The following is a 22,338-nucleotide window of genomic DNA, read 5'->3' as shown; positions in this document are numbered from 1 at the left end:
CGCCGCGCCAGAAATAAGACCGGAGCGGTTTCCGGTACACAAATTGGACTGAAGTGGAGAATCAAGCATGAGCGGTCAAAACCAGACCCCGTACTATTTCGTGCCGCATCCGTCGCAGCATCCGATCAGCGCGGCCGTCGGCCTGCTGGTCATGCTTGGGTCGGTGGCGCTGTGGCTCAACGGTCACGACTGGGCGCCGTTTACGGCGCTGCTCGGGCTGCTGTGGCTGCTCTTCACGCTGTATCACTGGTTCGGTGACGCGATTTCCGAGTCGGAAGGCGGTCATTACGGCAAGAACGTCGACAAGTCGTACCGCTGGAGCATGAGCTGGTTCATCTTCTCCGAAGTGATGTTCTTCGGCGCATTCTTCGGCGCGCTGTTCTACGCACGTGAAATCGCGCTGCACCAGCTCGGCAGCCTCGACTACAAGCTGATCTGGCCGGACTTCTCCGCCGTGTGGCCGAACGAAGGGCCGGGCGCGCTCGCCGGTCACTTCAAGACGATGGGGCCGTGGCCGATCCCGACGCTGAACACCGCGCTGCTGCTGTCGTCGGGCGTCACGCTGACGATCTCGCACCATGCGCTGCGCGACGATCACCGCAAGAAGGCGATCGCATGGCTCGCCGCGACGCTCGTGTTCGGTGTCTGCTTCCTGTTCCTGCAGGGCTTCGAGTACTACCACGCGTACAACGAACTGAACCTCACGCTGAATTCGGGTGTCTATGGCTCGACGTTCTTCCTGCTGACGGGCTTCCACGGTTTCCACGTGTTCCTCGGCGGCACGATGCTCGCGGTGGTGCTGGTGCGGATGATCCGCGGCCACTTCAAGCCGGATCACCATTTCGCATTCGAAGGCGCCGCGTGGTACTGGCACTTCGTCGACGTCGTCTGGCTCGGCCTGTACGTCGTCGTCTACTGGCTGTAAATGGAACGACGGCCCGCGCAGCGATGCGCGGGCCGTTTCAGATTGGCGGGGTGCGGGCAGCTGACGGTTGCCGCGCGCCCGACGCCACCGGGCGCCGCCGCGACTCAGTCAGGCGGCGCTTTTGCTTGGCGGCGCCGGTGTGCGGCGATATGTCACAGCGGCTGCTGTGGCGCCCGCAGACGCAGCACCGGCTGCCGCGGCACCGGTTGCCGCAGCGTCGGCTGCCGCAGCGAATCCATCAACGCCCGATGGGCAGGCCGGTCGAATGGATCCAGCCCATCCAGTTCGCGAACAGGATGAACAGGAACAGCGACACCGACAGCCCGACGCGGGTGGCGAGCGACCAGGCCATGCGTTTCGTGTGGCCGCGGTCGTGCATCATGAAGTAGAGCGCCGAGCCCATGCTGGCGATGATCAGGACGAAGGCGATGGGAACGAGGATGTGCATGACACGAACCGGACGACGGCAATTCGACAGGAAGCGGATAATTATCGCACTTCGCTTTCGCGGCTGCGGCCGGTGGGCGGCGCGATGAAGATCCGCTGGCTGCCCGCGCTGCTGATACTCGCCGTCGTCGCCGCGGCGATCCGCCTCGGCTTCTGGCAGCGCGACCGCGCGCATCAGAAGGAGGCGCTGCAGGCGGACATCGTGCGCTACGAGCACGCCGCGCCGGTCGACCTGGGCGCGCAGCCGGTTGCGCTGGCGTCGATCGAGTTTCACCGCGTGCGGGCGAAAGGCCGCTTCATGCCCGAGCAGGTGGTGTTCCTCGACAATCGGCCGTATAACGACCAGCCGGGTTTTTACGTCGTGATGCCGTTTAAACTCGCGGGCGGCGGCGTCGTGCTGGTGAATCGCGGCTGGCTGCCGCGCAACATCGCCGATCGCACGGCGATCGAGCCGTTTTCGACGCCCGCGGGCGACATCGAGATCGAAGGCATCGCGCGCGCCGACGCGTCGCGTGCGTTCGAGCTCGGCGAAGGCGGCTCGGCCGCGCACCAGAAGATCCGCCAGAACCTGGACGTGGCCGCGTATGCGAAGGAAACCGGCTTGCCGCTGCAGCCGTTCGTGATCCAGCAGACGAGCGACGACGGCGACCGGCTCGTGCGCGACTGGCCGGCCGCGACGACCGGCGTCGAGCGCAATTACGGTTACATGTTTCAGTGGTGGGGCATCGCCGCAGCCGCGCTCGGTTTCGGCCTGTACGCCGCGCGGCGGGCGGCGAAGAAGTCGGCCGACGCGTGAGCGCGGTGCCCGGACGCGGCGACGGCGCCGCGGGTTCGTTTCGAGAGGTTTGATTTGTCCATGCAATCTTCCCGTCAGGGTCCGGCCGCGACGCCGGTTTCGCCGGCGGCGCGCAAGCGCGGCCGCTGGATGCTCGTGCTGCTCGGGCTCGTGTGCGCGGCGCCGATCATCGCGTCGTACTTCACCTATTACGTGATCAAGCCGAAGGGCGGCTCGACCAACTACGGCACGCTGATCGAGCCGCAGCGGCCGATCCCGGCCGACCTGCAGGTCACCGACGAAACCGGCAGGACGGTGCCGCTGGCGTCGCTGCGCGGCGTGTGGCTGTTCGTGATGACCGACCGCAGCGCATGCGACGATGCCTGCGCGCAGAAGCTCTATTTCATGCGCCAGATCCGCGTCACGCAGGCGGGCGAGCGCCACCGGCTGACGATGGTGTGGCTGCGCAGCGATGCGGGCGCGATTCCGCCGAAGGTGCTCGAGGCCTACCCGGACACGCGGCGGCTGGTCGCCGATCCGGCCGCGGTCGCCGCATGGCTGCCGGCCGACGCGGGCACGACGGACAGCGACCACCTCTACCTGGTCGATCCGAACGGCAACCTGATGATGCGTTTCCCGAAGAACCCGAACCCCAGCAAGATCAAGACGGACGTCACGAAGTTGCTGAAGTGGTCGAGCATCGGTTAAGGCGACACAACGAGGCACACATTCGATGTCGTATCTACTGCAACTCGGCCTGATCGGCCTGTGCATCGCGCTGCTGCCGCTGTCGTACGTGTGGGTGAAGGCCGACGACGACAAGTTCCGCAAGCTGGTGTGGGTCACCACCTTCATGACGCTGGACCTCGTGATGTTCGGCGGCTTCACGCGTCTCACCGATTCGGGCCTCGGCTGCCCCGACTGGCCGGGCTGCTACGGCACGTCGTCGCCGTTCATCGCGCACGCGGCGATCACGGCCGCCCACCAGGCGATGCCGAGCGGCCCCGTCAGCATGTCGAAGGCGTGGATCGAGATGATCCACCGCTATTTCGCGATGGCGATCGGCGTGCTGATCATCGCGCAGGTGGTGATCGCGTGGTCGGCGCGGCTGCGCCGCCGCCCGCTGTCGGTGTCGCCGTGGTGGCCGACGAGCCTGCTGCTGCTGATCGTCGTGCAGGGCGCGTTCGGCGCGTGGACCGTCACGATGAAGCTGCAGCCGGTGATCGTCACGACCCATCTGCTGCTCGGCCTCGCGCTGCTCGGCACGCTCGGCTGGCTCGCGGCGCGGCAGACGCCGCTGCCCGCGCATGATCCGGAGGCCGGCCGCTACCGCGCCGCCGCACTCGCCGCGCTGGTGTTGCTGGTCGTGCAGATCGCGCTCGGCGGCTGGGTGAGCACGAACTACGCGGTGCTCGCGTGCACCGACTTCCCGACCTGCAACGGCCAGTGGATTCCGCCGATGAATTTCGGCCAGGGCTTCCATCTGTGGCGCGCGCTCGGGATGACGAAGGACGGCGACGCGATCACGCAGGACGCGCTGGTCGCGATCCACTGGACGCACCGCACGTTCGCGTTCGTCGTCGTCGCGTATCTGGTCGCGTTCGCGCTGAAGATGCGCCGCTTCGAGTCGCTGCGGCGGCCGGCGAACGGCGTGCTGCTGGTCGTGCTGCTGCAGTTTCTGACGGGCCTGACCAACATCGTGCTGCAGTGGCCGCTGCCGGTCGCCGTCGCGCACAACGGCGGCGCCGCGATCCTGCTGCTGCTCGTCGTCATGTTAAACTTTCGCATCCTTTCAAGCCGCCCCGGCCGTGTCGTGCAGCCCGCGCGCGACGCCGCCCCGGCGTGACCGCCCCCATGCAAAGCATCCTCTCCCAATCGCCCGGTAGCCGGTTTTCGCAGTACATGGCGCTGACGAAGCCGCGTGTCACGCAGCTCGCGGTGTTCTGCGCGGTGATCGGCATGTTCCTCGCGACGCCGGGCATGGTGCCGTGGCGCGTGCTGATCGGCGGTACGGTCGGCATCTGGCTGCTGGCCGGCGCCGCGTTCGCGATCAATTGTCTGGTCGAGCAGAAGATCGACGCGATGATGCGCCGTACCGCGTGGCGGCCGTCCGCGCGCGGCGAGATCACGACGCCGCAGATCCTGCTGTTCTCGGCCGTGCTCGGCAGCATCGGCGCATGGACGCTCTACACGTTCACGAACCCGCTGACGATGTGGCTGACGATCGCGACGTTCGTCGGCTACGCGGTGATCTACACGCTGCTGCTCAAGCCGATGACGCCGCAGAACATCGTGATCGGCGGCGCGTCGGGCGCGATGCCGCCGGCGCTCGGCTGGGCCGCGGTCACCGGCGCGGTGCCGGGCGACGCGTGGATTCTCGTGCTGATCATCTTCGTGTGGACGCCGCCGCATTTCTGGGTGCTCGCGCTCTATCGCCGCAAGGATTACGAAAACGCGGGGCTGCCGATGCTGCCGGTCACGCACGGCGAGCAATACACGCGGCTGCACATCCTGCTGTACACGGTGATCCTGTTCGCCGTCACGCTGATGCCGTTCATTTCCGGCATGAGCGGCGCCGTCTACCTGACGAGCGCGGTGCTGCTCGGCGCGGTGTTCCTCGCGTATGCGTGGAAGATCTACCGCGACTATTCGGATGCGCTCGCCCGCAAGGCGTTCCGCTACTCGATCGTCTACCTGTCGCTGCTGTTCGCCGCGCTGCTCGTCGATCACTATGCGCGCCCGTTGCTCGGCGTGTAACTGCACGGTTTGAACGCAATGCTCCATTCACGGTTCGGGCGCCGCGCGCGCCAAGGCTGGCTGCTCGCGTGCGCGTTCGCCGCCGCGACGCTGCTCGCCGGTTGCGACAACGCGCCGAAATTCCAGAATCTCGACATCACCGGCAATACGCAGTTCGGCACCGACTTCTCGCTGCCCGACACCGCCGGCAAGGTGCGCACGCTCGCCGACTTCAAGGGCCGCGCGGTCGTGATGTTCTTCGGCTATACGCACTGTCCGGACGTGTGCCCGACCACGATGGCCGAGCTGTCCGAGGCGCTGAAGCAGCTGGGCCCCGATGCGGCGAAGCGGGTGCAGGTGCTGTTCGTCACCGTCGATCCGGAGCGCGACACGCCGGCGCTGCTCGGCCAGTACGTGCCCGCGTTCGATCCGTCGTTCATCGGGCTGCGGCCGGCCGACGAAGCGCAGCTCAAGAAGGTCACGAAGGACTTCCGCGTGTACTACGCGAAGGTGCCCGGCAAGACGCCCGGCAGCTACACGATGGATCACACCGCCGCGAGCTACGTGTTCGATCGCGACGGCAAGCTGCGCCTGTTCGTGCGCGACGGCCAGGGCCCCGGCCCGTGGGTCCACGACCTGAAACTGCTGGTCGACTGAGCGGCGCCAAGCCGCCTCGGCGCCTCAGCGCGCGGGCCGCTGCCCGGCGCGACGCGTGACGGCGCCGCCGTCACGCCTGCTTCCCTCTTTCCTGTCCGATCGCGATGCACGATGCGCGTGCGCACGTCGTGCGCGCGTGCGTTCATGCGCCGCCGCGTCGGTCACGGCAGCGCCGGCACGTTGAAACCCTGCGCGGCGCGCGTGATCCGGAATTCGGTGACGCGATAGGTCGCGAGCCCTTCGGTCACGAACGGATCGGTGGCGAGAATCGCGTCGAGTTCGTCGCGGTCGATGCGCGCGGCGAGAATCACGCCGCCTTCGCGCGGCACCTTCGGCCCCGCCGCGATGAAGATGCCGCGCTCGAACAGCGGCTGCAGATACGCGCGATGGCGTTCGAGTGCATCGTCGATGCGCTCGAGCGACGCGTGGTACTGGATGTCGATGACGTACATGGATGATCCCGGAATGGCGCCGGCGCGCTGCGCGCCGGCCAGCCGGTCTTTGTAGCACAGGCGCGCACCGGTGTCGTGCCGTGCGCCGGCCGGTTGTATTCAAGTCGTAAGCGTCGCTGCCGTAAATACGTACGCAACCGTTTGCGCGCGGCTGGCCGTCGGCGCGCAGCGGGGCATGACTTCGACAACAAGGCACGTAGATGAGCAGAATGAGTTTGAACCGCAAGCTGTGGCTCGCGCTTGCGCTGGTATGGATCGGTCTGCTGGGCGTAGGCGCATGGAGCGCATACGAGACGCGCGCGACGATGCTCGCCGAACGCAAGCAAGGCATCGCGAATCTCGTCGATTCGGCGGCCGGCATCGTGGCCGCGTATCACGCGCTCGCGCAGAGCGGCACGCTGCCCGAGGCCGACGCGAAGCGCGACGCGCTCGCGAGCCTCGCCGCGATGCGCTACGGCGAGTCGGGCTACGTGTTCGTGATGGATTCGAAGCCGGTCGTGCTGATGCACCCGACGTTGCCGAAACTGGTCGGCACGCAGGTCGGCGATTATCTCGATCCGGACGGCAAGCCGCTGTTCGTCACGATCCTGAACGCCGCGAAGGCGACCGGCAGCGGCTTCGCCGAGTATCGCGGGCGACTGCCGCACAGCGAGACCGCGGTGCCGAAGATCAGCTACGTGACGCGCTTCGCGCCGTGGGACTGGAACATCTCGAGCGGCGTGTTCCTGAAGGACATCGATACCGTCTACTACCGCACGCTGTTCGGCCACCTCGCGGTCGTGCTGGTGATCGGCTTCGTGATCAGCGCGGCGATGCTCGTGATCATCCGCAACGTGCGCGGCAGCCTGGGCGGCGAGCCGGACGAAGCGGCCGCGCTGGCGGCCCGCATCGCGCAGGGCGACCTCACGCAGCCGGTGCCGGCGCGCGCGGACGACCGCACCAGCATGATGGCCGCGATGCGCGACATGCAGGCGCGCCTGCATGCGACGATCGGCGGGATTCGTCAGTCGGCGGAGTCGATCGCGTCGGCGAGCCGCGAGATCGCGTCGGGCAACAACGACCTGTCGCAGCGCACCGAGGAGCAGGCCGCGTCGCTCGAGGAAACGGCCGCGAGCATGGAGCAGTTGACCGCGACGGTGAAGCAGAACGCCGACAACGCGCGGCAGGCGAGCGGGCTCGCGAACAACGCGTCGGAGATCGCGCGCACCGGCCACGACGTCGTGAGCCGCGTGATCGGCACGATGGGGCAGATCGACGACAGTTCGCGCAAGATCGCCGACATCATCGGCGTGATCGAGGGCATTGCGTTCCAGACCAACATCCTCGCGCTGAACGCGGCGGTCGAGGCGGCCCGCGCGGGCGAGCAGGGACGCGGCTTCGCGGTGGTCGCGGGCGAGGTGCGCTCGCTCGCGCAGCGCAGCGCGACGGCCGCGAAGGAGATCCGCGCGCTGATCGTCGATTCGGTCGAGCGCGTGCGCAACGGCTCGGCGCTGGTCGGCCAGGCCGGCACGACGATGGGGGAGATCCTGCAGGCGGTCGCGCGCGTGACCGACATCATGGGCGAGATCGCGGCCGCGTCGGAGGAGCAGGCAAGCGGCATCACGCAGGTCGGGCGCGCCGTCACGCAGATGGACCAGGTGACGCAGCAGAACGCGGCGCTCGTCGAGGAGGCCGCGGCCGCCGCCGCGTCGCTGCAGGAGCAGGCCGGGCGGCTGCGCGAGGCGATCGGCGCGTTCCGCGTCGCCGAGGCGGCCGGCGGCGCGCGCTGACTCATCCGGCCGGCGGCCGGTGGCCGTGGCGGCGGTCGTTCGTCGGCCCCGTTGCGGTGCATACATATATGAGCGGGATGTATTTCACTTCCGCGCGATCCTGTGACACCATTTGCCCCTTCCTGCGAGTCCGGGGATACCCGTATCGCGCCCCTATTTCAGTTAGCAACGAAGTGAGAAACAGATGAAGCGTCGCAGTCTCCTGAAGGTATTTTCCGTGGTGGCCACCGGTGCCGCGCTGACGCTGTCGGCGGGCGCCCACGCCGAAGACAAGGTGATCAAGGTCGGCACGGTCGCCGGCCCGGATGCGCAGGTGTGGCAGGTCGTGCAGAAGGTCGCGAAGGAGAAGCAAGGCCTGAACGTGAAGGTCATCGAGTTCAACGACTACGTGCAGCCGAACGCGGCGCTCGACGCGGGCGACCTCGATGCGAACAGCTTCCAGCACCAGCCCTACCTCGACAGCCAGGTGAAGCAGCGCGGCTACAAGATCGTCAGCGCGGGCCTGACCTACATCTCGCCGATCGGCGTGTATTCGAAGAAGTTCAAGGCGCTGAAGGATCTGCCGCAAGGCGCGAAGCTCGCGGTGCCGAACGATCCGTCGAACGAGAACCGCGCGCTGCTGCTGCTGCAGACGCAAGGCGTGATCAAGCTGAAGGCCGGCGCCGGCACGGGCGGCAACAACGCGACGGTGCTCGACATCGCCGAGAACCCGAAGAAGCTGAAGATCTCCGAGCTCGACGCCGCGCAACTGCCGCGCGTGCTGTCGGACGTCGACGCGGCCGTGATCAACACGAACTACGCGCTCGCCGCGAACCTGCAGCCGACCAAGGACGCGATCGCGCTCGAATCGCTGACGAGCCCGTATGCGAACCTGATCGCCGTGCGCGCGAAGGACAAGGACCAGCCGTGGGTGAAGAAGCTGGTCAGCGCGTACCAGTCGCCGGAAGTGCGCGAATTCATCAAGAAGCAGTTCAAGGGCTCGATGGTCGCGTCGTTCTGAACGCCGCACACCGGTCCGATTGCCGACCCGAAGGGCCTGCCGCGCGCAGGCCCTTTTTCATTGGGGCGGGCGCTGGCCCGTGGCCGCTGGCGGCGCGTGCGGCATGCGCTGCGTTCATCTGACGAAAGGCCGGTTTCGTGCCGAGACTGTGCGACGCGGGCGCATTGCCATATACTGTATATCCATACAGTTGTGGGTGGCGTCATGCTCGCATCCTCCATTTCTCCCGAATCCCTTCATCCGTCGCTGTGGCGCGGCTCGCAGCTCGCGCGCGGCGGCCCGCGCACGATCGACACGGGCTTCGCGTCGCTGTCCGCCGAGCTGCCGGGCGGCGGCTGGCCGGTCGGCGCACTCGTCGAGCTGCTGGCCGCGCAGCCGGGCTGCGGCGAGATGCGCCTGCTCGCGCCCGCGCTCGCGCAGTCGGTCAGCGCGCGGCGTCCGCTCGCGCTGGTCGCGCCGCCCCATGCGCCGCATGCGAGCGCGCTGGCCGCCCTCGGCGTGCCGTCCGATGCGCTGCTGTGGCTGCGCGCGGGCAGCCGTACCGACGCGTTGTGGGCCGCCGAGCAGGCGCTCAAGACGGGCTGCTGCGGAGCGCTGCTGCTGTGGCAGGACGCGCGGCCCGATGCACTGCGGCGCTTGCATCTGGCGGCCGCGCGCACCGGCGACACGCTGTTCGTGATGCTGCGCGCGCTGTCGGCCGTGCGGCAGCCGTCGCCGGCCGTGCTGCGCGTCGCGCTGCATCCGGTGCCGGGCGGCGTGTCGCTCGACATCGTCAAGCGTCGCGGGCCCGCGCGCAGCGAACCGCTCGCGCTCGAATTGCCGTCGCCCATCGTGGAGAGCCGCTATGCGCGTCTTGCTCGGCATCCATCTGCCGCGCCTGCCGCTCGACGTGTGCGCCCCGCCGCCGTCTGACGCAGAAGCCGGCGCGGCCGGCTGCGCGGTGCTCGAGCAGGGCGTCGTGCTGATTGCCGACGCGCCCGCGCGCCGGCACGGCGTGCGCGCGGGCATGAAGCGCGGCGGCGTGCTGACGCTCGCGCCCGGCACGCGGCTCGTCGAGCGCGATCCGGCGCGCGAGGCCGACGCGCTGCGCGCCGTCGCGCTCGCGTTGCTGCGCTTCTCGCCGTGCGTCGCGCTCGACGACGAAGCGACGCTGATCGTCGACGTCGGCCCGAGCCTGCGGCTGTTCGGCGGCTTGCCGTCGCTGTGCCGCCAGGTGCGCGCGACGCTCGCGGCGCTCGGCTATGCGGCGCACCTGTCGGCCGCGCCGACCGGGCGCGGCGCGTGGCTGCTCGCGCGCACGTCGGCGCGTGCGCGGATGCGGCGCCGCGTGGCGCGACCGGCTTCGCTCGGCCGCACGCTCGATCGGTTGCCGTGCGTGCTGCTGCCGGATGCGCGTCCGTATGCGGGCTGGCTCGACGGGCTCGGCTGCCGCACGCTCGCCGATCTGCGCGCGCTGCCGCGCGCCGGGCTGCAGCGCCGCTGCGGGCCCGCGCTGCTCGCGGCGCTCGATCGCGCGTACGGCGATGCGCTCGAGCCGCTCGCATGGATGACGGTGCCGCCCGTCTTCGACGTGCGGCTCGAGCTGCCGGAGCGCGTCGAATACGCGCAAGCCGTGCTGTTCGCCGCGCAGCGGCTCGTGGTGCAGCTCTGCGGCTGGCTGGCCGCGCGCCAGCTGTCGCTCGCTGCGATGACGTTCGATCTCGAGCACGAGCGCGGCCGCCAGGCCGTGCCGCCGACCGCGCTGGAGCTCGCGTTCGCCGCGCCCGTGCGCGACGAAGCGCACTTCATGCGGCTGCTCGGCGAGCGGCTCGCGCGCGTCGAGCTGCCGGCCGCGGTGATCGCGGTGCGGCTGAAGGCCACGCGCGTCGAATCGGTCGCGCCGCCGGCCGACGATCTGTTTCCGGAGCCGGGCGGCACGCGCGAGACGCGCGCGCGGCTGTTCGAGCTGCTGTCGGCGCGGCTCGGCGCGGACAACGTGCTGCGCGCGGCGCGCGTCGCCGATCACCGTCCGGAGGCCGCCAACCGCTGGCTGCCGCTCGACGCGCAGGCGGGCAAGGCCGCGGCCGGGCCGCCCGACGCGCCGCCGCGTCCCGCATGGCTGCTGGCCGAGCCGTTGCCGCTGCTGATGCGCGGCGAGCGGCCGGTATTCCATACGCCGCTCAGGATGATGTCGTCGGCCGAGCGGATCGAAGGCGGCTGGTTCGACGGGCAGCACGTGGCGCGCGACTACCACGTCGCGCACGACGAAGCGGGCGCGTGCTACTGGGTGTTCCTCGAGCGTTCCGAAAGCGCGGCCGAGCCGCGCTGGTTCCTGCACGGCCTGTTCGGGTGAGCGACGATGGCCGCGCAAATCACCTGGCTGCCCGACTACGCGGAGTTGTTCTGCCGCTCGAACTTCTCGTTCCTGCATGGCGCGTCGCATGCGGAGGAGCTCGTCGCGCGCGCGGCGGAGCTCGGCTATCGCGGCCTCGCGATCACCGACGAATGCTCGCTGGCCGGCGCGCCGCGCATGCATGTCGCCGCGCAGGCGCAAGGGCTGCTGCTCGTCGTCGGCGCGTATTTCGCCGTCACGCCCGATGAGGTCGCGCCGGGCCACGATCCGGGGCCCGGCGCCTTCGGGCTCGTGCTGCTCGCGCAGAACCGCGAGGGCTACGGCAATCTTGCCGAGCTGATTTCCTGGCGGCGCATGGCGGCGCCGAAGGGCACCTACACGCTGACGTCGCGGATGCTGTCGGCGCCGCCTGCGGCATTCGCACACCTGCGCGGCATGCCCGACTGTTTCGCGATCCTCGTGCCCGTGTATCCGGTGCGCGCCGACGTGCTCGATGCGCAGGTCGCATGGTTTCGCGCGACCTTCGGCGAGCGCGCACGGCTCGGGCTCGTGCAGTTGCAGCGCGCGCTCGACGGCGCGCAGCGCGAGGAGATCCGCGCGGCCGGCGAGCGGCGCGGCGTGCCCGTCGTCGCGCTCGGCGACGTGACGATGCACCGGCGCTCGTGCAAGCCGTTGCAGGACGTGATGACGGCGATCCGCGTCGGCATGCCGGTGGCCGAGTGCGGTTACGCGCTGGCGCCGAATGCCGAGCAGCACCTGCGGTCGCGGCAGCGCATCGGGCAGCTGTACTCGCCGGACGAGATAGCGCAAACCTGCGAGATTCTCGACGCGTGCGATTTCGAGCTCGGCTCGCTGCGCTACGAGTATCCCGACGAGATCGTGCCGGCGGGGCTCACGCCGACGCGCTATCTGGAACAGGAAACCCTCGCCGGGGCGCGCGCGCGGTATCCACGCGGGGTTCCCGAGAAGGTCGCGAAGCTGATCCGCCATGAGCTCGACCTGATCGCGAAGCTGAGCTACGAGCCGTTCTTCCTGACCGTCTACGACATCGTCAAATTCGCGCGCAGCCGGAACATCCTGTGCCAGGGCCGCGGCTCGGCCGCGAATTCGGTCGTCTGCTATTGCCTCGGCATCACCGAGGTCGATCCCGATCAGAGCACGATGCTGTTCGAGCGCTTCATCAGCGAGAAGCGCGGCGAGCCGCCCGACATCGACGTCGACTTCGAGCACCAGCGCCGCGAAGAGGTGATTCAGCACATCTACCGGAAGTACGGCAAGGATCGCGCGGCGATCGCCGCCGCCGTCTCGACCTACCGCCCGCGCGGCGTGCTGCGCGAAACCGGCAAGGCGCTCGGCGTCGATCCGATGCTGGTCGACCGCGTCGCGAAGGCGCACCGCTGGTTCGACGGCAGCCGCGATCTGCTGAAGCAGTTCGCGTCGACCGGGCTCGATCCGGCCACGCCGCTGATCGCCACGTGGGCCACGCTCGCCGCGCGGCTGCTGAACTTTCCGCGCCATCTGTCGCAGCACTCGGGCGGCTTCGTGATCAGCCGCGGCAAGCTCACGCGGCTCGTGCCGGTCGAGAACGCGGCGATGGACGGGCGGCGCGTGATCCAGTGGGACAAGGACGATCTCGAAGCGCTCGGCCTGATGAAGGTCGACGTGCTCGCGCTCGGCATGCTGTCGGCGCTGCATCGCGCCTTCGACCTGCGCACCGCGTGGCGCGGCCCGCAGCCGGACGGCGAGCCGTTCACGATGAAGCACGTCCCGCAGGACGACGAGGCGACCTACGACATGATCTGCCGGGCCGATACGGTGGGCGTGTTCCAGATCGAGTCGCGCGCGCAGATGTCGATGCTGCCGCGGCTGAAGCCGCGCAACTACTACGACCTCGTCGTCCAGGTGTCGATCGTGCGGCCCGGGCCGATCCAGGGCGGCGCCGTGCATCCGTACCTGAAGCGGCGCCGGATCATGTCCGGCGAGGAGCAAGGCAAGGTCACTTATCCGAGCGACGCGCTCAAGGAGGTGCTCGAGCGCACTCTCGGCGTGCCGATCTTCCAGGAGCAGGTGATGCAGATCGCGATCGTCGCGGCGGGCTTCACGCCGGGCGAGGCCGACGAGCTGCGGCGCGCGATGGCCGCGTGGAAGCGCAAGGGCAATCTCGAGAAGTATCACGACAAGATCGTCGAAGGGATGCTCGCGCGCAATTACACCCGCGAATTCGCCGAGCAGATCTTCGAGCAGATCAAGGGCTTCGGCGAATACGGCTTCCCCGAAAGCCACGCGGCCAGCTTCGCGAAACTCGCGTATGCGAGCAGCTGGCTCAAGTGCCACGAGCCCGCGATCTTCGTCGCGGCGCTGCTGAACAGCCAGCCGATGGGTTTCTATGCGCCCGCGCAGCTCGTGCAGGACGCGAAGCGCCACGGCGTGCAGGTGCTGCCGGCCGACGTCACGCAAAGCGGCTGGGAGACGTCGCTCGAAGCGCTGCCCGGTCAGCCGCCGCCACACGGCCAGCCGGCGGTGCGGCTCGGCCTGGCGCTCGTGCGCGGGCTCGGCGAGGCGGCCGCGCGGCGCATCGAGGCCGCGCGCGCGGCCGGCCCGTTCGACAGCGTCGACGCGCTCGCGCGCCGCGCGCAGCTCGAGCGGCGCGATCTCGAGGCGCTCGCCGCCGCGAACGCGCTGGCGGCGCTCGCCGGCCATCGCCGCGACGCATTGTGGCAGGCCGTCGCCGCGGCGCCCGAGCGCGACCTGCTCGCCGCCGCGCCGATCGACGAAACGGAGCAGCCGGCGCTCGGCGCGCCGTCCGAAGCCGACGACATCCTCGCCGACTATCACACCATCGGCCTGACGCTGAACCGCCATCCGGTCGCGCTGCTGCGGCCCGCGTTGCGCGCGCAGCGGCTGTCGTCCGCGGCCGAGCTGCGCGACCGTCCCGACGGCCGGCTCGCGCGCGCGTGCGGGCTCGTGATCGCGCGGCAGATGCCGGGCACCGCGAAGGGCGTGATGTTCATGACGCTCGAAGACGAAACGGGCTGCGTGAACGTGATCGTGCGGCCCGAGCTGCTCGCCCGGCAGCGGCGCGAAACGCTCGACTCGCGGCTGCTCGCTGCGTCGGGCGTGTGGCAGGTCGTCAGCGACGTGAGGCACCTCGTCGCGCAGCATTTCGAGGATCTGACGCCGCTGCTCGGCGGCCTGCGCACGTCGAGCCGGGAATTTCACTGAGGGCGCGACAGAGGGCGGGGCGTGTCGATTGCCGCTCACCGCTCACCGCTCACCGCTCACCGCTCACCGCTCACCGCTCACCGCTCACCGCTCACCGCGAAACGCTCATCCATACACCGGTCATCCCGGCTCACCCGCACCCCGCTCGGTCGTATGCATACCAGTGGCCCTAACTGGTTCTATTTCGGTATCGTTTCTGCCTCGTTGCGCACGCCGAAGCGAGGCTGCAACCCGTCCCTTTGCATACCACTCCGGGTAAATCCCTATCCAGCATCGCCTTGTAAAAAAAGGACTTCTTGCGACTAAACCGCTTGTCGGACAAGGCTTCCCGCGATTTCCACACGTCTAATACCAGTTCGTTGACTGGTATTATTGTGGTTATATAATGCGTTCACTTTCGACGGCTCGACGGCCGTCGTCCGACCCGCGGAGGCATATGGAAACCGGCTGCTCCGAACTGGCGCCCGATCCCCTCGACGACACGCCGCTGTATCTGCAGCTCGCCCGCAATCTGGCGAGCGCGATCCACGCTGGCGCGTGGCGCGCGGGCGAGGCGCTGCCGTCGGAGCGGCTGCTGTCGGACACGGTCGGCGTATCGCGCATCACGGCGCGCCGCGCGCTCGCGCTGCTGGTCGAGCAGGGGCTGATCCGGCGGGTGCGCGGGGCGGGCAGCTTCATCACGCCGCGCGTCGCCGATCCGCTGTCGCGGCTCGTCGGCTTCACCGAGAAGATGCGGCAGCGCGGCTTCATCCCCGATTCGGTGTGGCTCGCGCGCACGCTGCGCGTCGCGAGTCGCGACGAAATCGCGCATCTGGGGCTCGCGCCGGGCGCGACGGTCGCGCGGCTCGAGCGGCTGCGCCGCGCGGACGGCACCGTGATGGCCGTCGAGCACTCGACGCTGCCGGCCGCGGTGCTGCCCGATCCGCAGGCGCTCGGCGCATCGCTGTACGACTATCTGGAGGCGCGCGGGTCGAGCGTCGTGCGCGCGCTGCAGCACTTTCGCGCGGCCAACGCGACGCACGAGATCGCGAAATGGATGGGCGTGAAGCCGGGCGCGGCGCTGCTCGTGATCAGGCGGATCGGCTATGGCGCCGATCAGCGCGCGCTCGAAGTGACCGAATCGTATTGCCGCGACGACTATTACGACTTCGTCGCCGAACTGAAACGCTGACGCGCGAGACTGCGCGCGCCACCCGACTGGAACGCAATGCAACGCAACGGAACGCAATCGCGCGCAACGCATCCCAACGAACTGGCACATCGCGACGCGGCGCTCCGCGTCACCGGATCATCAAGAGAAACGTCATGCTGACTGGCAACATCCTCACCCCCGACGGCTGGATTCACGGCTCGCTCGACAGCGAGAACGGCCGCATCACGATGGTCGACGGCACGCCCGCCGACCCGGCCAACAACGACGCGCCGTACATCCTGCCCGGCTTCATCGATCTGCACGTGCACGGCGGCGGCGGCGCCGACGTGATGGAAGGCGGCGACGCGATCGAGACGATCGCGCGCACCCACGCGCAGTTCGGCACGACGAGCCTGCTCGCCACCACGATGACCGCGCCGCGCGACGAGCTGATGGAAGTCGTCGCGAACCTCGGCACCGCCGCGCGCGCGCGCGCGCCGGGCGGCGCACGCGTGCTCGGCGTGCATCTCGAAGGGCCGTACATCAACCCCGGCAAGCTCGGCGCGCAACCGGACGCGGCCGTGTCGGCCGTGCTCGACGAAGTGCTGAAATACCTGTCGATCGCGCCGATTCGCGTGGTCACGCTCGCCCCGGAGATCGCCGGCCACATCGAGATCATCGGCGAGATGGCCGCGCGCGGCGTGCGCGTGCAGCTCGGCCACTCGCTCGCGACGTACGACGACGCGGTCACCGCGCTCAAGCACGGCGCCTGCGGCTTCACGCATCTGTTCAACGCGATGTCGCCGCTGCATCACCGCAACCCCGGCCTCGTCGGCGCGGCGCTCGCGCATGCCGAGTACGCGGAAATCATCCCCGACCTGCTGCACGTGCATCCCGGCGCGATCCGCGCGGCGCTGCGCGCGATCCCGCGCCTGTACGTGGTGACCGACAGCACGTCGGCCACCGGCATGCCCGACGGCGAATACCGGCTCGGCAGCCAGCACGTGACCAAGTGCCTCGGCGGCGTGCGGCTCGCCGACGGCACGCTCGCGGGCAGCACGCTGACGATGGATCAGGCGCTGCGCAACCTCGTGTCGCTCGGCCTGCCGATCGCCGACGTGTCGAACCGCATGTCGCGCTACGCGGCCGACTACCTCGGCATCGCGGACCGCGGCCGCCTCGAGCGCGGCGCATGGGCCGACCTCGCGGTATTCGATCGCGATCTGAACCTCACCGCGACCTACGTCGAAGGAGAATCGATTGTCGAATATGCTTAAGGAAGCGCGCGAGGCCGCCCAGGTCGTCGCCGCGCAGCTCGCCGATACCGCGCGCGTCGAGGCGCTCGCCGGCCAGCTGCTCGATCACCCGCCGGCCGTCGCGCTGACGGTCGCGCGCGGCAGCTCGGATCACGCCGCCAGCTATTTCGCGAGCCTGACGATGAGCCGCCTCGGCGTGCCGGTCGCGTCGCTGCCGATGTCGGTCGCGACCTTGCAGCAGGCGCCGCTGAAGGTGCACGACCAGCTCGCGCTCGCGTTTTCCCAGTCGGGCCAGAGCCCCGATCTCGTCAACACGATGGCCGCGCTGCGCGAAGCTGGCGCGCGGACCGTCGCCGCCGTCAACGTGCTGCCGTCGCCGCTCGCCGATGCGTGCGAGCACCAGTTGCCGCTGCTGGCCGGCCCCGAGCTGTCGGTCGCCGCGACCAAGAGCTATATCGCGATGCTGTCGCTGTCCGCGCAGATCGTCGCGTTCTGGCAGCGCGACGCCGCGCTGGTCACCGCGTTGCGCGGCCTGCCCGACGTGCTCGCGCAAGCGGGCCGGCTCGACTGGTCGGCGGCGGTGGCCGCGCTTTCGGGCATCGAACGGATGATCGTGATCGGCCGCGGCCTTGGCCTCGCGATCGCGCAGGAAGCCGCGCTGAAGCTGAAGGAAACCTCGGGCATCCAGGCCGAGGCATTTTCGAGCGCCGAAGTCCGGCACGGCCCGATGGAGCTGATCGAGCGCGACTATCCGCTGCTCGTGTTCGCGCCGCCGGGGCCGGAGCAGGCCGGGCTGCTGCAGCTCGCGCAGGACATGCGCGCACGCGGTGCGGCGGTGCTGCTCGCCGCGCCCGCCGGCACGCCGGGCGCGAACCTGCCGCTCGCGCAGTCCGCCCATGCGGCGCTCGATCCGATCGCCGCCATTCTGTCGTTCTACGTGATGGCGGCCGAGCTCGCCGTCGCGCGCGGTCGCAATCCCGACACGCCGCGTCACCTGAACAAAGTCACCGAAACGCACTGATAGCCGAGACAGCCGATGAGACGCGCCGAGGAGTCCCAGTTGAAGAGTTCCGCCCCAGATCAGATCGTCCTGCTCGCCCCGCTGAGCGGGCCGATCGTCGCGCTGGCCGATGTGCCCGATCCGGTGTTTGCCGGCGGGATGTTCGGCGACGGCATCGGCATCGACCCGCTCGCGGGCCGGCTCGTCGCGCCGTGCGCGGGCGTCGTGTCGCATCTGGCGCGTACCGGCCATGCGGTGACGATCACGACGCCGCAAGGCGCGCAAGTGCTGCTGCACATCGGCATCGACACCGTCGAGCTGAACGGGCAGGGCTTCACCGCGCGCGTCGAGGACGGCGCGCACGTCGCGCCGGGCGACCTGCTGATCGAGTTCGATCAGGACGTGGTCGCACGCAGCGCGCATTCGCTCGTGTCGGTGATCGCGATCGCGAACTCGGATGCATTCGACGTCGTCGAGCGCGCGAGCGGCTTCGCGACGGCCGGCGAGACGCCGCTGCTGACGCTGCGCGCCAACGGCGCAGCGGCCGGGCAGGCCACGCAGGCCGCTCATGCGACCGCGACCGCGACTTCGGCGCACGAAGTGCGCCGCCAGATCGTGCTCACGCAGCCGGGCGGCCTGCATGCGCGCCCGGCCGCGCGGGCGCGCGAATCCGTGCGCGGTTTCGACGCGACGGTCGACGTGCAGTTCGACGGCCGCCACGCGTCGATCGCGAGCGTCGTGGGCCTGCTCGGCCTCGGCGCCGGCGAAGGCGCGACGGTCGAGCTGATCGGCCGCGGCGCGCATGCGCAGCAGGCCGTCGACGCGGTCGCGCGCGAGCTGCTGCGCGAAGCGCACGGCGAAGTGGAAGAGACGCCGGCACGGCTTCGCTCGCCGGCGCCGCCGACGCTGCGGCACGACGACGGCGCGGCGCGCGCCGGTGCGCCCCTCGATCCGAACACGCTCGCGGGCGTATGTGCGGCGCCCGGCATCGCGGTCGGCACGCTGGTGCGGCTCGACGATGCCGACATCGTGCCGCCCGAACCGGCGAGCGGCACGCCCGCGTCGGAAAGCCGCCGCCTCGACCAGGCGCTGAAGGCGGTCGACGCCGAACTCGGCGAAACGGTGCGCAACGCGTCCGCGCGCGGCGCGGTGGGCGAGGCCGGCATTTTCGCGGTGCATCGCGTGCTGCTGGAGGATCCGACGCTGGTCGACGCGGCGCGCGACCAGATCAGCCTCGGCAAGAGCGCCGGCTTCGCGTGGCGCGCGACGATCCGCGCGCAGATCGACACGCTGTCGCGGCTCGACGACGCGCTGCTCGCCGAGCGCGCGGCCGATCTGCGCGACATCGAGAAGCGCGTGCTGCGCGCGCTCGGCTACACGAGCGGCGTGACGCGCGCGCTGCCCGACGAGGCCGTGCTCGCCGCCGAGGAGTTCACGCCGTCGGACCTGTCGTCGCTCGATCGCGAACGCGTGACCGCGCTCGTGATGGCGCGCGGCGGCGCGACCTCGCATGCGGCGATCATCGCGCGCCAGCTCGGCATCCCGGCGCTCGTCGCGGTCGGCGATGCGCTGTACGCGATTCCGGACGGCACGCAGGTCGTCGTGGACGCGAGCGCGGGCCGGCTCGAACACGCGCCGAGCGCGGTCGACGTCGAGCGTGCGCGCCACGAACGCGAGCGCCTCGACGGCGTGCGCGAAGCGAACCGCCAACATGCGCGCGAAGCCGCCGCGACGGCCGACGGTCGCGCGATCGAAGTCGCCGCGAACATCGCGACGCTCGACGACGCGAACACCGCGCTCGACAACGGCGCCGATTCGATCGGGCTGCTGCGCACCGAGCTGATGTTCATCCATCGTCAAACCGCGCCGAGCGTCGTCGAGCACCGGCAGAGCTACCAGTCGATCGTCGACGCGCTGCAGGGCCGCACCGCGATCATCCGCACGCTCGACGTCGGCGCGGACAAGGAAGTCGACTATCTGACGCTGCCGCCGGAGCCGAATCCGGCGCTCGGCCTGCGCGGCATCCGGCTCGCGCAGGTGCGCCCCGATCTGCTCGACGATCAGCTGCAGGGTCTGCTCGCGGTGAAGCCGTTCGGTGCGGTGCGCATCCTGCTGCCGATGGTTACCGACGCGGGCGAACTCGTGCGGCTGCGCGCGCGCATCGACGAATTCGCGCGGGCGCAGGGCCGTACCGAGCCGATCGAGGTCGGCGTGATGATCGAGGTGCCGTCGGCGGCGCTGCTTGCCGATCAACTCGCACGGCACGCGGATTTCCTGTCGATCGGCACCAACGACCTCACGCAGTACACGCTCGCGATGGACCGCTGCCAGGCCGACCTCGCCGCGCAGTCCGACGGCCTGCATCCGGCCGTGCTGCGCCTGATCGACATCGCGGTGCGCGGCGCGACGAAACACGGCAAGTGGGTCGGCGTGTGCGGCGCGCTCGGCGGCGATCCGCTCGCGGTGCCGATCCTCGTCGGCCTCGGCGTGACCGAGCTGTCGGTCGACCCGGTGGCGGTGCCGGGCATCAAGGCGCGCGTGCGCCGTCTCGATTACCAGCTGTGTCGCCAGCGTGCGCAGGATCTGCTCGCACTCGACTCGGCACAGGCGGTAAGGGCAGCAAGCCGCGAGGTCTGGCCGCTCGACTGAACGTCGACGGCGGGCGCGCGACCCGCATCACCACGAAAGCAATTAGGTCAACGACGCTTCACGACGAGACAATGGACTGGAGGACTGAATGGACGGGAATCCGTTTCTGAAGATACAGGGGCTGGGCCGCGCCCTGATGCTGCCGATCGCGGTGTTGCCGGTCGCCGGCATCCTGCTGCGCCTCGGCCAGCCGGACGTGTTCAACATCAAGATGATCGCCGACGCCGGCGGGGCGATCTTCGACAACCTGCCGCTGCTGTTCGCGATCGGCGTGGCGGTCGGCTTCGCGAAGGACAACAACGGCGTCGCGGCGCTCGCGGGCGCGATCGGCTATCTGATCGAAACCGCGATCATGAAGGACATCGATCCCAAGCTGAACATGGGCGTGCTGTCCGGGATCATCGCGGGCGTGGTGGCGGGCTTGCTGTACAACCGCTACAAGGACATCAAGCTGCCCGACTACCTCGCCTTCTTCGGCGGCAAGCGCTTCGTGCCCATCATCACGGGGCTCGCGTGCGTGGTGCTCGGCATCGTGTTCGGCTATGTGTGGCAGCCGATCCAGCATGCGATCGACGCGGCCGGGCAATGGCTGACGACCGCGGGTGCGATCGGCGCGTTCGTGTTCGGCTTCCTGAACCGCTTGCTGCTCGTCACGGGCCTGCACCACATCATCAACTCGCTCGCGTGGTTCGTGTTCGGCAACTTCACGCCGCCGGCCGGCGGCGAGATCGTGCACGGCGACCTGCACCGCTTCTTCGCGGGCGATCCGACCGCGGGCACCTTCATGGCCGGCTTCTTCCCGATCATGATGTTCGGCCTGCCGGCCGCGTGTCTCGCGATGCTGCACGAAGCGCCGAAGGAGCGCCGCGCGATGGTCGGCGGCCTGCTGTTCTCGATGGCGCTCACGTCGTTCCTGACCGGCGTGACCGAGCCGATCGAGTTCAGCTTCATGTTCCTCGCGCCGGTGCTGTACGTGATCCACGCGGTGCTGACCGGGCTGTCGCTCGCGATCTGCCAGATCCTCGGCGTGAAGCTCGGCTTCACGTTCTCGGCCGGCGCGATCGACTACGTGCTGAACTACGGGCTGTCGACGAAGGGCTGGATCGCGATTCCGCTCGGCATCGCGTACGGCGTCGCGTACTACGGGCTGTTCCGCTTCTTCATCCGCAAGTTCAACATGGCGACGCCCGGCCGCGAGCCGGCCAGCGCAGATGCGGCGGCCGAATCGTACGCGTCGGGCGGCTTCGTCGCACCGGCCGGCGGCGCGGTTGCGGCCGCCCCGCGTGCGCAGCGCTACATCGCCGCGCTCGGCGGTGCGGGCAACCTGACGGTCGTCGACGCCTGCACGACGCGTCTGCGCCTGAGCGTCGTCGATCCGGACAAGGTGTCGGAGCCGGAGCTCAAGGCGATCGGCGCGCGCGGCGTGCTCAAGCGCGGCGGCAACAGCGTGCAGGTGATCATCGGGCCGGAGGCCGACATCATCGCCGACGAGATGCGGGCGGTGATCGGCAGCGGTACGGCTGGGGCCGCAGCCACAGCGCCGGCCGCGGCCGCGCAATCGACGGCGCAAGCGGTCACGGGCGCGGCGGCCGGGCCGCTCGATCCCGATCCGCTGCGCTGGCTCGCGGTGTTCGGCGGCGCGACCAACGTCGCAGCGCTCGACGCGATCGCGACCACGCGGCTGCGCGTGGTCGTGCGCGACGCATCGGCCGTCGATCGCGAACGGCTCGGCACGCTCGACGCCGCATGGGTGTCGCCGGACACGTTCCACATCGTCTGCGGCAATGCGGCCGCGCGCTATGCGCAGCAGCTCGGCGCACGCCTGCCGTCGACCGGGGGCGGCGCGGCCGCGCAACCGGCCTGACGCGACGCTGCCGGTCCGTCTGCGTTGCCGCAGCGGGCCGGCTGCCGGCCCCAGTACGAAAACGGCTTGCGACCGATGGGGCGCAAGCCGTTTTTACTTGGGGGCGGTGCCACTGCTCAGTG

The 22,338-nt window shown here is 69.7% G+C and carries 18 protein-coding genes; 16 read left to right on the top strand and 2 right to left on the bottom strand.

All coding sequences use genetic code 11. From position 1 onward, the window contains the following. The first annotated feature begins 67 nt into the window (after positions 1–67). A complete protein-coding gene (locus MYA_RS12680) occupies positions 68–925 on the top strand; it encodes a cytochrome c oxidase subunit 3 (RefSeq protein WP_011886100.1) in 858 nt (285 codons plus the stop codon). 238 nt (positions 926–1,163) lie between these two features. Here the strand turns inward: MYA_RS12680 and MYA_RS12675 are convergent, their stop codons facing one another. After that, entirely contained in the window at positions 1,164–1,373 is a 210-nt protein-coding gene (locus MYA_RS12675) for a twin transmembrane helix small protein (protein ID WP_011886099.1), read from the bottom strand. 84 nt (positions 1,374–1,457) lie between these two features. Here MYA_RS12675 and MYA_RS12670 point away from each other — a divergent pair, with 84 nt between their 5' ends. The 5 genes from MYA_RS12670 to MYA_RS12650 are packed head-to-tail and all read left to right on the top strand — an operon-like array spanning position 1,458 to position 5,540. Then, positions 1,458–2,168, top strand: coding sequence for an SURF1 family protein (locus tag MYA_RS12670; RefSeq protein WP_011886098.1), 711 nt, complete (start codon positions 1,458–1,460; stop codon positions 2,166–2,168). A gap of 60 nt (positions 2,169–2,228) precedes the next feature. Then, a complete protein-coding gene (locus MYA_RS12665) occupies positions 2,229–2,855 on the top strand; it encodes an SCO family protein (protein WP_014723691.1) in 627 nt (208 codons plus the stop codon). Positions 2,856–2,880: 25 nt separating this feature from the next. Continuing rightward, the gene (locus MYA_RS12660) at positions 2,881–3,993 is read left to right on the top strand and encodes a COX15/CtaA family protein (protein WP_014723690.1); all 1,113 of its coding nucleotides are present in this window, start codon (positions 2,881–2,883) and stop codon (positions 3,991–3,993) included. A gap of 8 nt (positions 3,994–4,001) precedes the next feature. After that, the gene (cyoE, locus tag MYA_RS12655) at positions 4,002–4,904 is read left to right on the top strand and encodes a heme o synthase (RefSeq protein ID WP_011886095.1); all 903 of its coding nucleotides are present in this window, start codon (positions 4,002–4,004) and stop codon (positions 4,902–4,904) included. Positions 4,905–4,922: 18 nt separating this feature from the next. Further along, on the top strand, positions 4,923–5,540 hold the full coding sequence (locus MYA_RS12650) for an SCO family protein (RefSeq protein WP_014723689.1): 618 nt from the start codon (positions 4,923–4,925) through the stop codon (positions 5,538–5,540). Positions 5,541–5,701: 161 nt separating this feature from the next. On the opposite strand, the gene MYA_RS12645 is transcribed toward MYA_RS12650, so the two are convergent. Then, the gene (locus tag MYA_RS12645; protein WP_011886093.1) at positions 5,702–5,992 is read right to left on the bottom strand and encodes a YciI family protein; all 291 of its coding nucleotides are present in this window, start codon (positions 5,990–5,992) and stop codon (positions 5,702–5,704) included. Between the two features lie 200 nt (positions 5,993–6,192). Here MYA_RS12645 and MYA_RS12640 point away from each other — a divergent pair, with 200 nt between their 5' ends. From MYA_RS12640 to nagE, 10 genes are all read left to right on the top strand, one after another. Further along, positions 6,193–7,761, top strand: a complete 1,569-nt coding sequence (locus MYA_RS12640) for a methyl-accepting chemotaxis protein (protein ID WP_014723688.1) — start codon at positions 6,193–6,195, stop codon at positions 7,759–7,761. Positions 7,762–7,945: 184 nt separating this feature from the next. Beyond that, entirely contained in the window at positions 7,946–8,761 is an 816-nt protein-coding gene (locus MYA_RS12635) for a MetQ/NlpA family ABC transporter substrate-binding protein (protein ID WP_011886091.1), read from the top strand. 204 nt (positions 8,762–8,965) lie between these two features. Continuing rightward, on the top strand, positions 8,966–9,673 hold the full coding sequence (gene imuA / locus MYA_RS12630) for a translesion DNA synthesis-associated protein ImuA (RefSeq protein ID WP_011886090.1): 708 nt from the start codon (positions 8,966–8,968) through the stop codon (positions 9,671–9,673). Further along, on the top strand, positions 9,606–11,093 hold the full coding sequence (locus tag MYA_RS12625; RefSeq protein ID WP_041493893.1) for a Y-family DNA polymerase: 1,488 nt from the start codon (positions 9,606–9,608) through the stop codon (positions 11,091–11,093). The genes imuA and MYA_RS12625 overlap by 68 nt, the downstream gene beginning before the upstream one ends. 6 nt (positions 11,094–11,099) lie before the next feature. Beyond that, positions 11,100–14,315: an error-prone DNA polymerase gene (locus MYA_RS12620; protein ID WP_014723685.1), complete on the top strand. Its 3,216-nt coding sequence runs from the start codon at positions 11,100–11,102 to the stop codon at positions 14,313–14,315. A gap of 436 nt (positions 14,316–14,751) precedes the next feature. Then, positions 14,752–15,486 carry a GntR family transcriptional regulator gene (locus tag MYA_RS12615; RefSeq protein ID WP_011886087.1) on the top strand — a complete coding sequence of 245 codons (735 nt, stop codon included), beginning with the start codon at positions 14,752–14,754 and terminating at the stop codon, positions 15,484–15,486. A 134-nt stretch (positions 15,487–15,620) separates the two neighbouring features. After that, on the top strand, positions 15,621–16,724 hold the full coding sequence (nagA, locus tag MYA_RS12610; RefSeq protein ID WP_014723684.1) for an N-acetylglucosamine-6-phosphate deacetylase: 1,104 nt from the start codon (positions 15,621–15,623) through the stop codon (positions 16,722–16,724). Further along, a complete protein-coding gene (locus MYA_RS12605) occupies positions 16,717–17,724 on the top strand; it encodes an SIS domain-containing protein (protein ID WP_014723683.1) in 1,008 nt (335 codons plus the stop codon). Before nagA ends, MYA_RS12605 begins: the two co-directional genes overlap by 8 nt. A gap of 15 nt (positions 17,725–17,739) precedes the next feature. Then, positions 17,740–20,352 carry a phosphoenolpyruvate--protein phosphotransferase gene (gene ptsP / locus MYA_RS12600; RefSeq protein WP_041493892.1) on the top strand — a complete coding sequence of 871 codons (2,613 nt, stop codon included), beginning with the start codon at positions 17,740–17,742 and terminating at the stop codon, positions 20,350–20,352. A gap of 88 nt (positions 20,353–20,440) precedes the next feature. Further along, positions 20,441–22,216, top strand: a complete 1,776-nt coding sequence (gene nagE, locus MYA_RS12595) for an N-acetylglucosamine-specific PTS transporter subunit IIBC (protein ID WP_014723681.1) — start codon at positions 20,441–20,443, stop codon at positions 22,214–22,216. The last annotated feature ends 122 nt before the right edge of the window (positions 22,217–22,338 follow it).

Source organism: Burkholderia sp. KJ006 (assembly GCF_000262695.1).
Lineage (GTDB): Bacteria > Pseudomonadota > Gammaproteobacteria > Burkholderiales > Burkholderiaceae > Burkholderia > Burkholderia vietnamiensis.
This window is presented reverse-complemented; position numbering and strand designations above follow the sequence as displayed.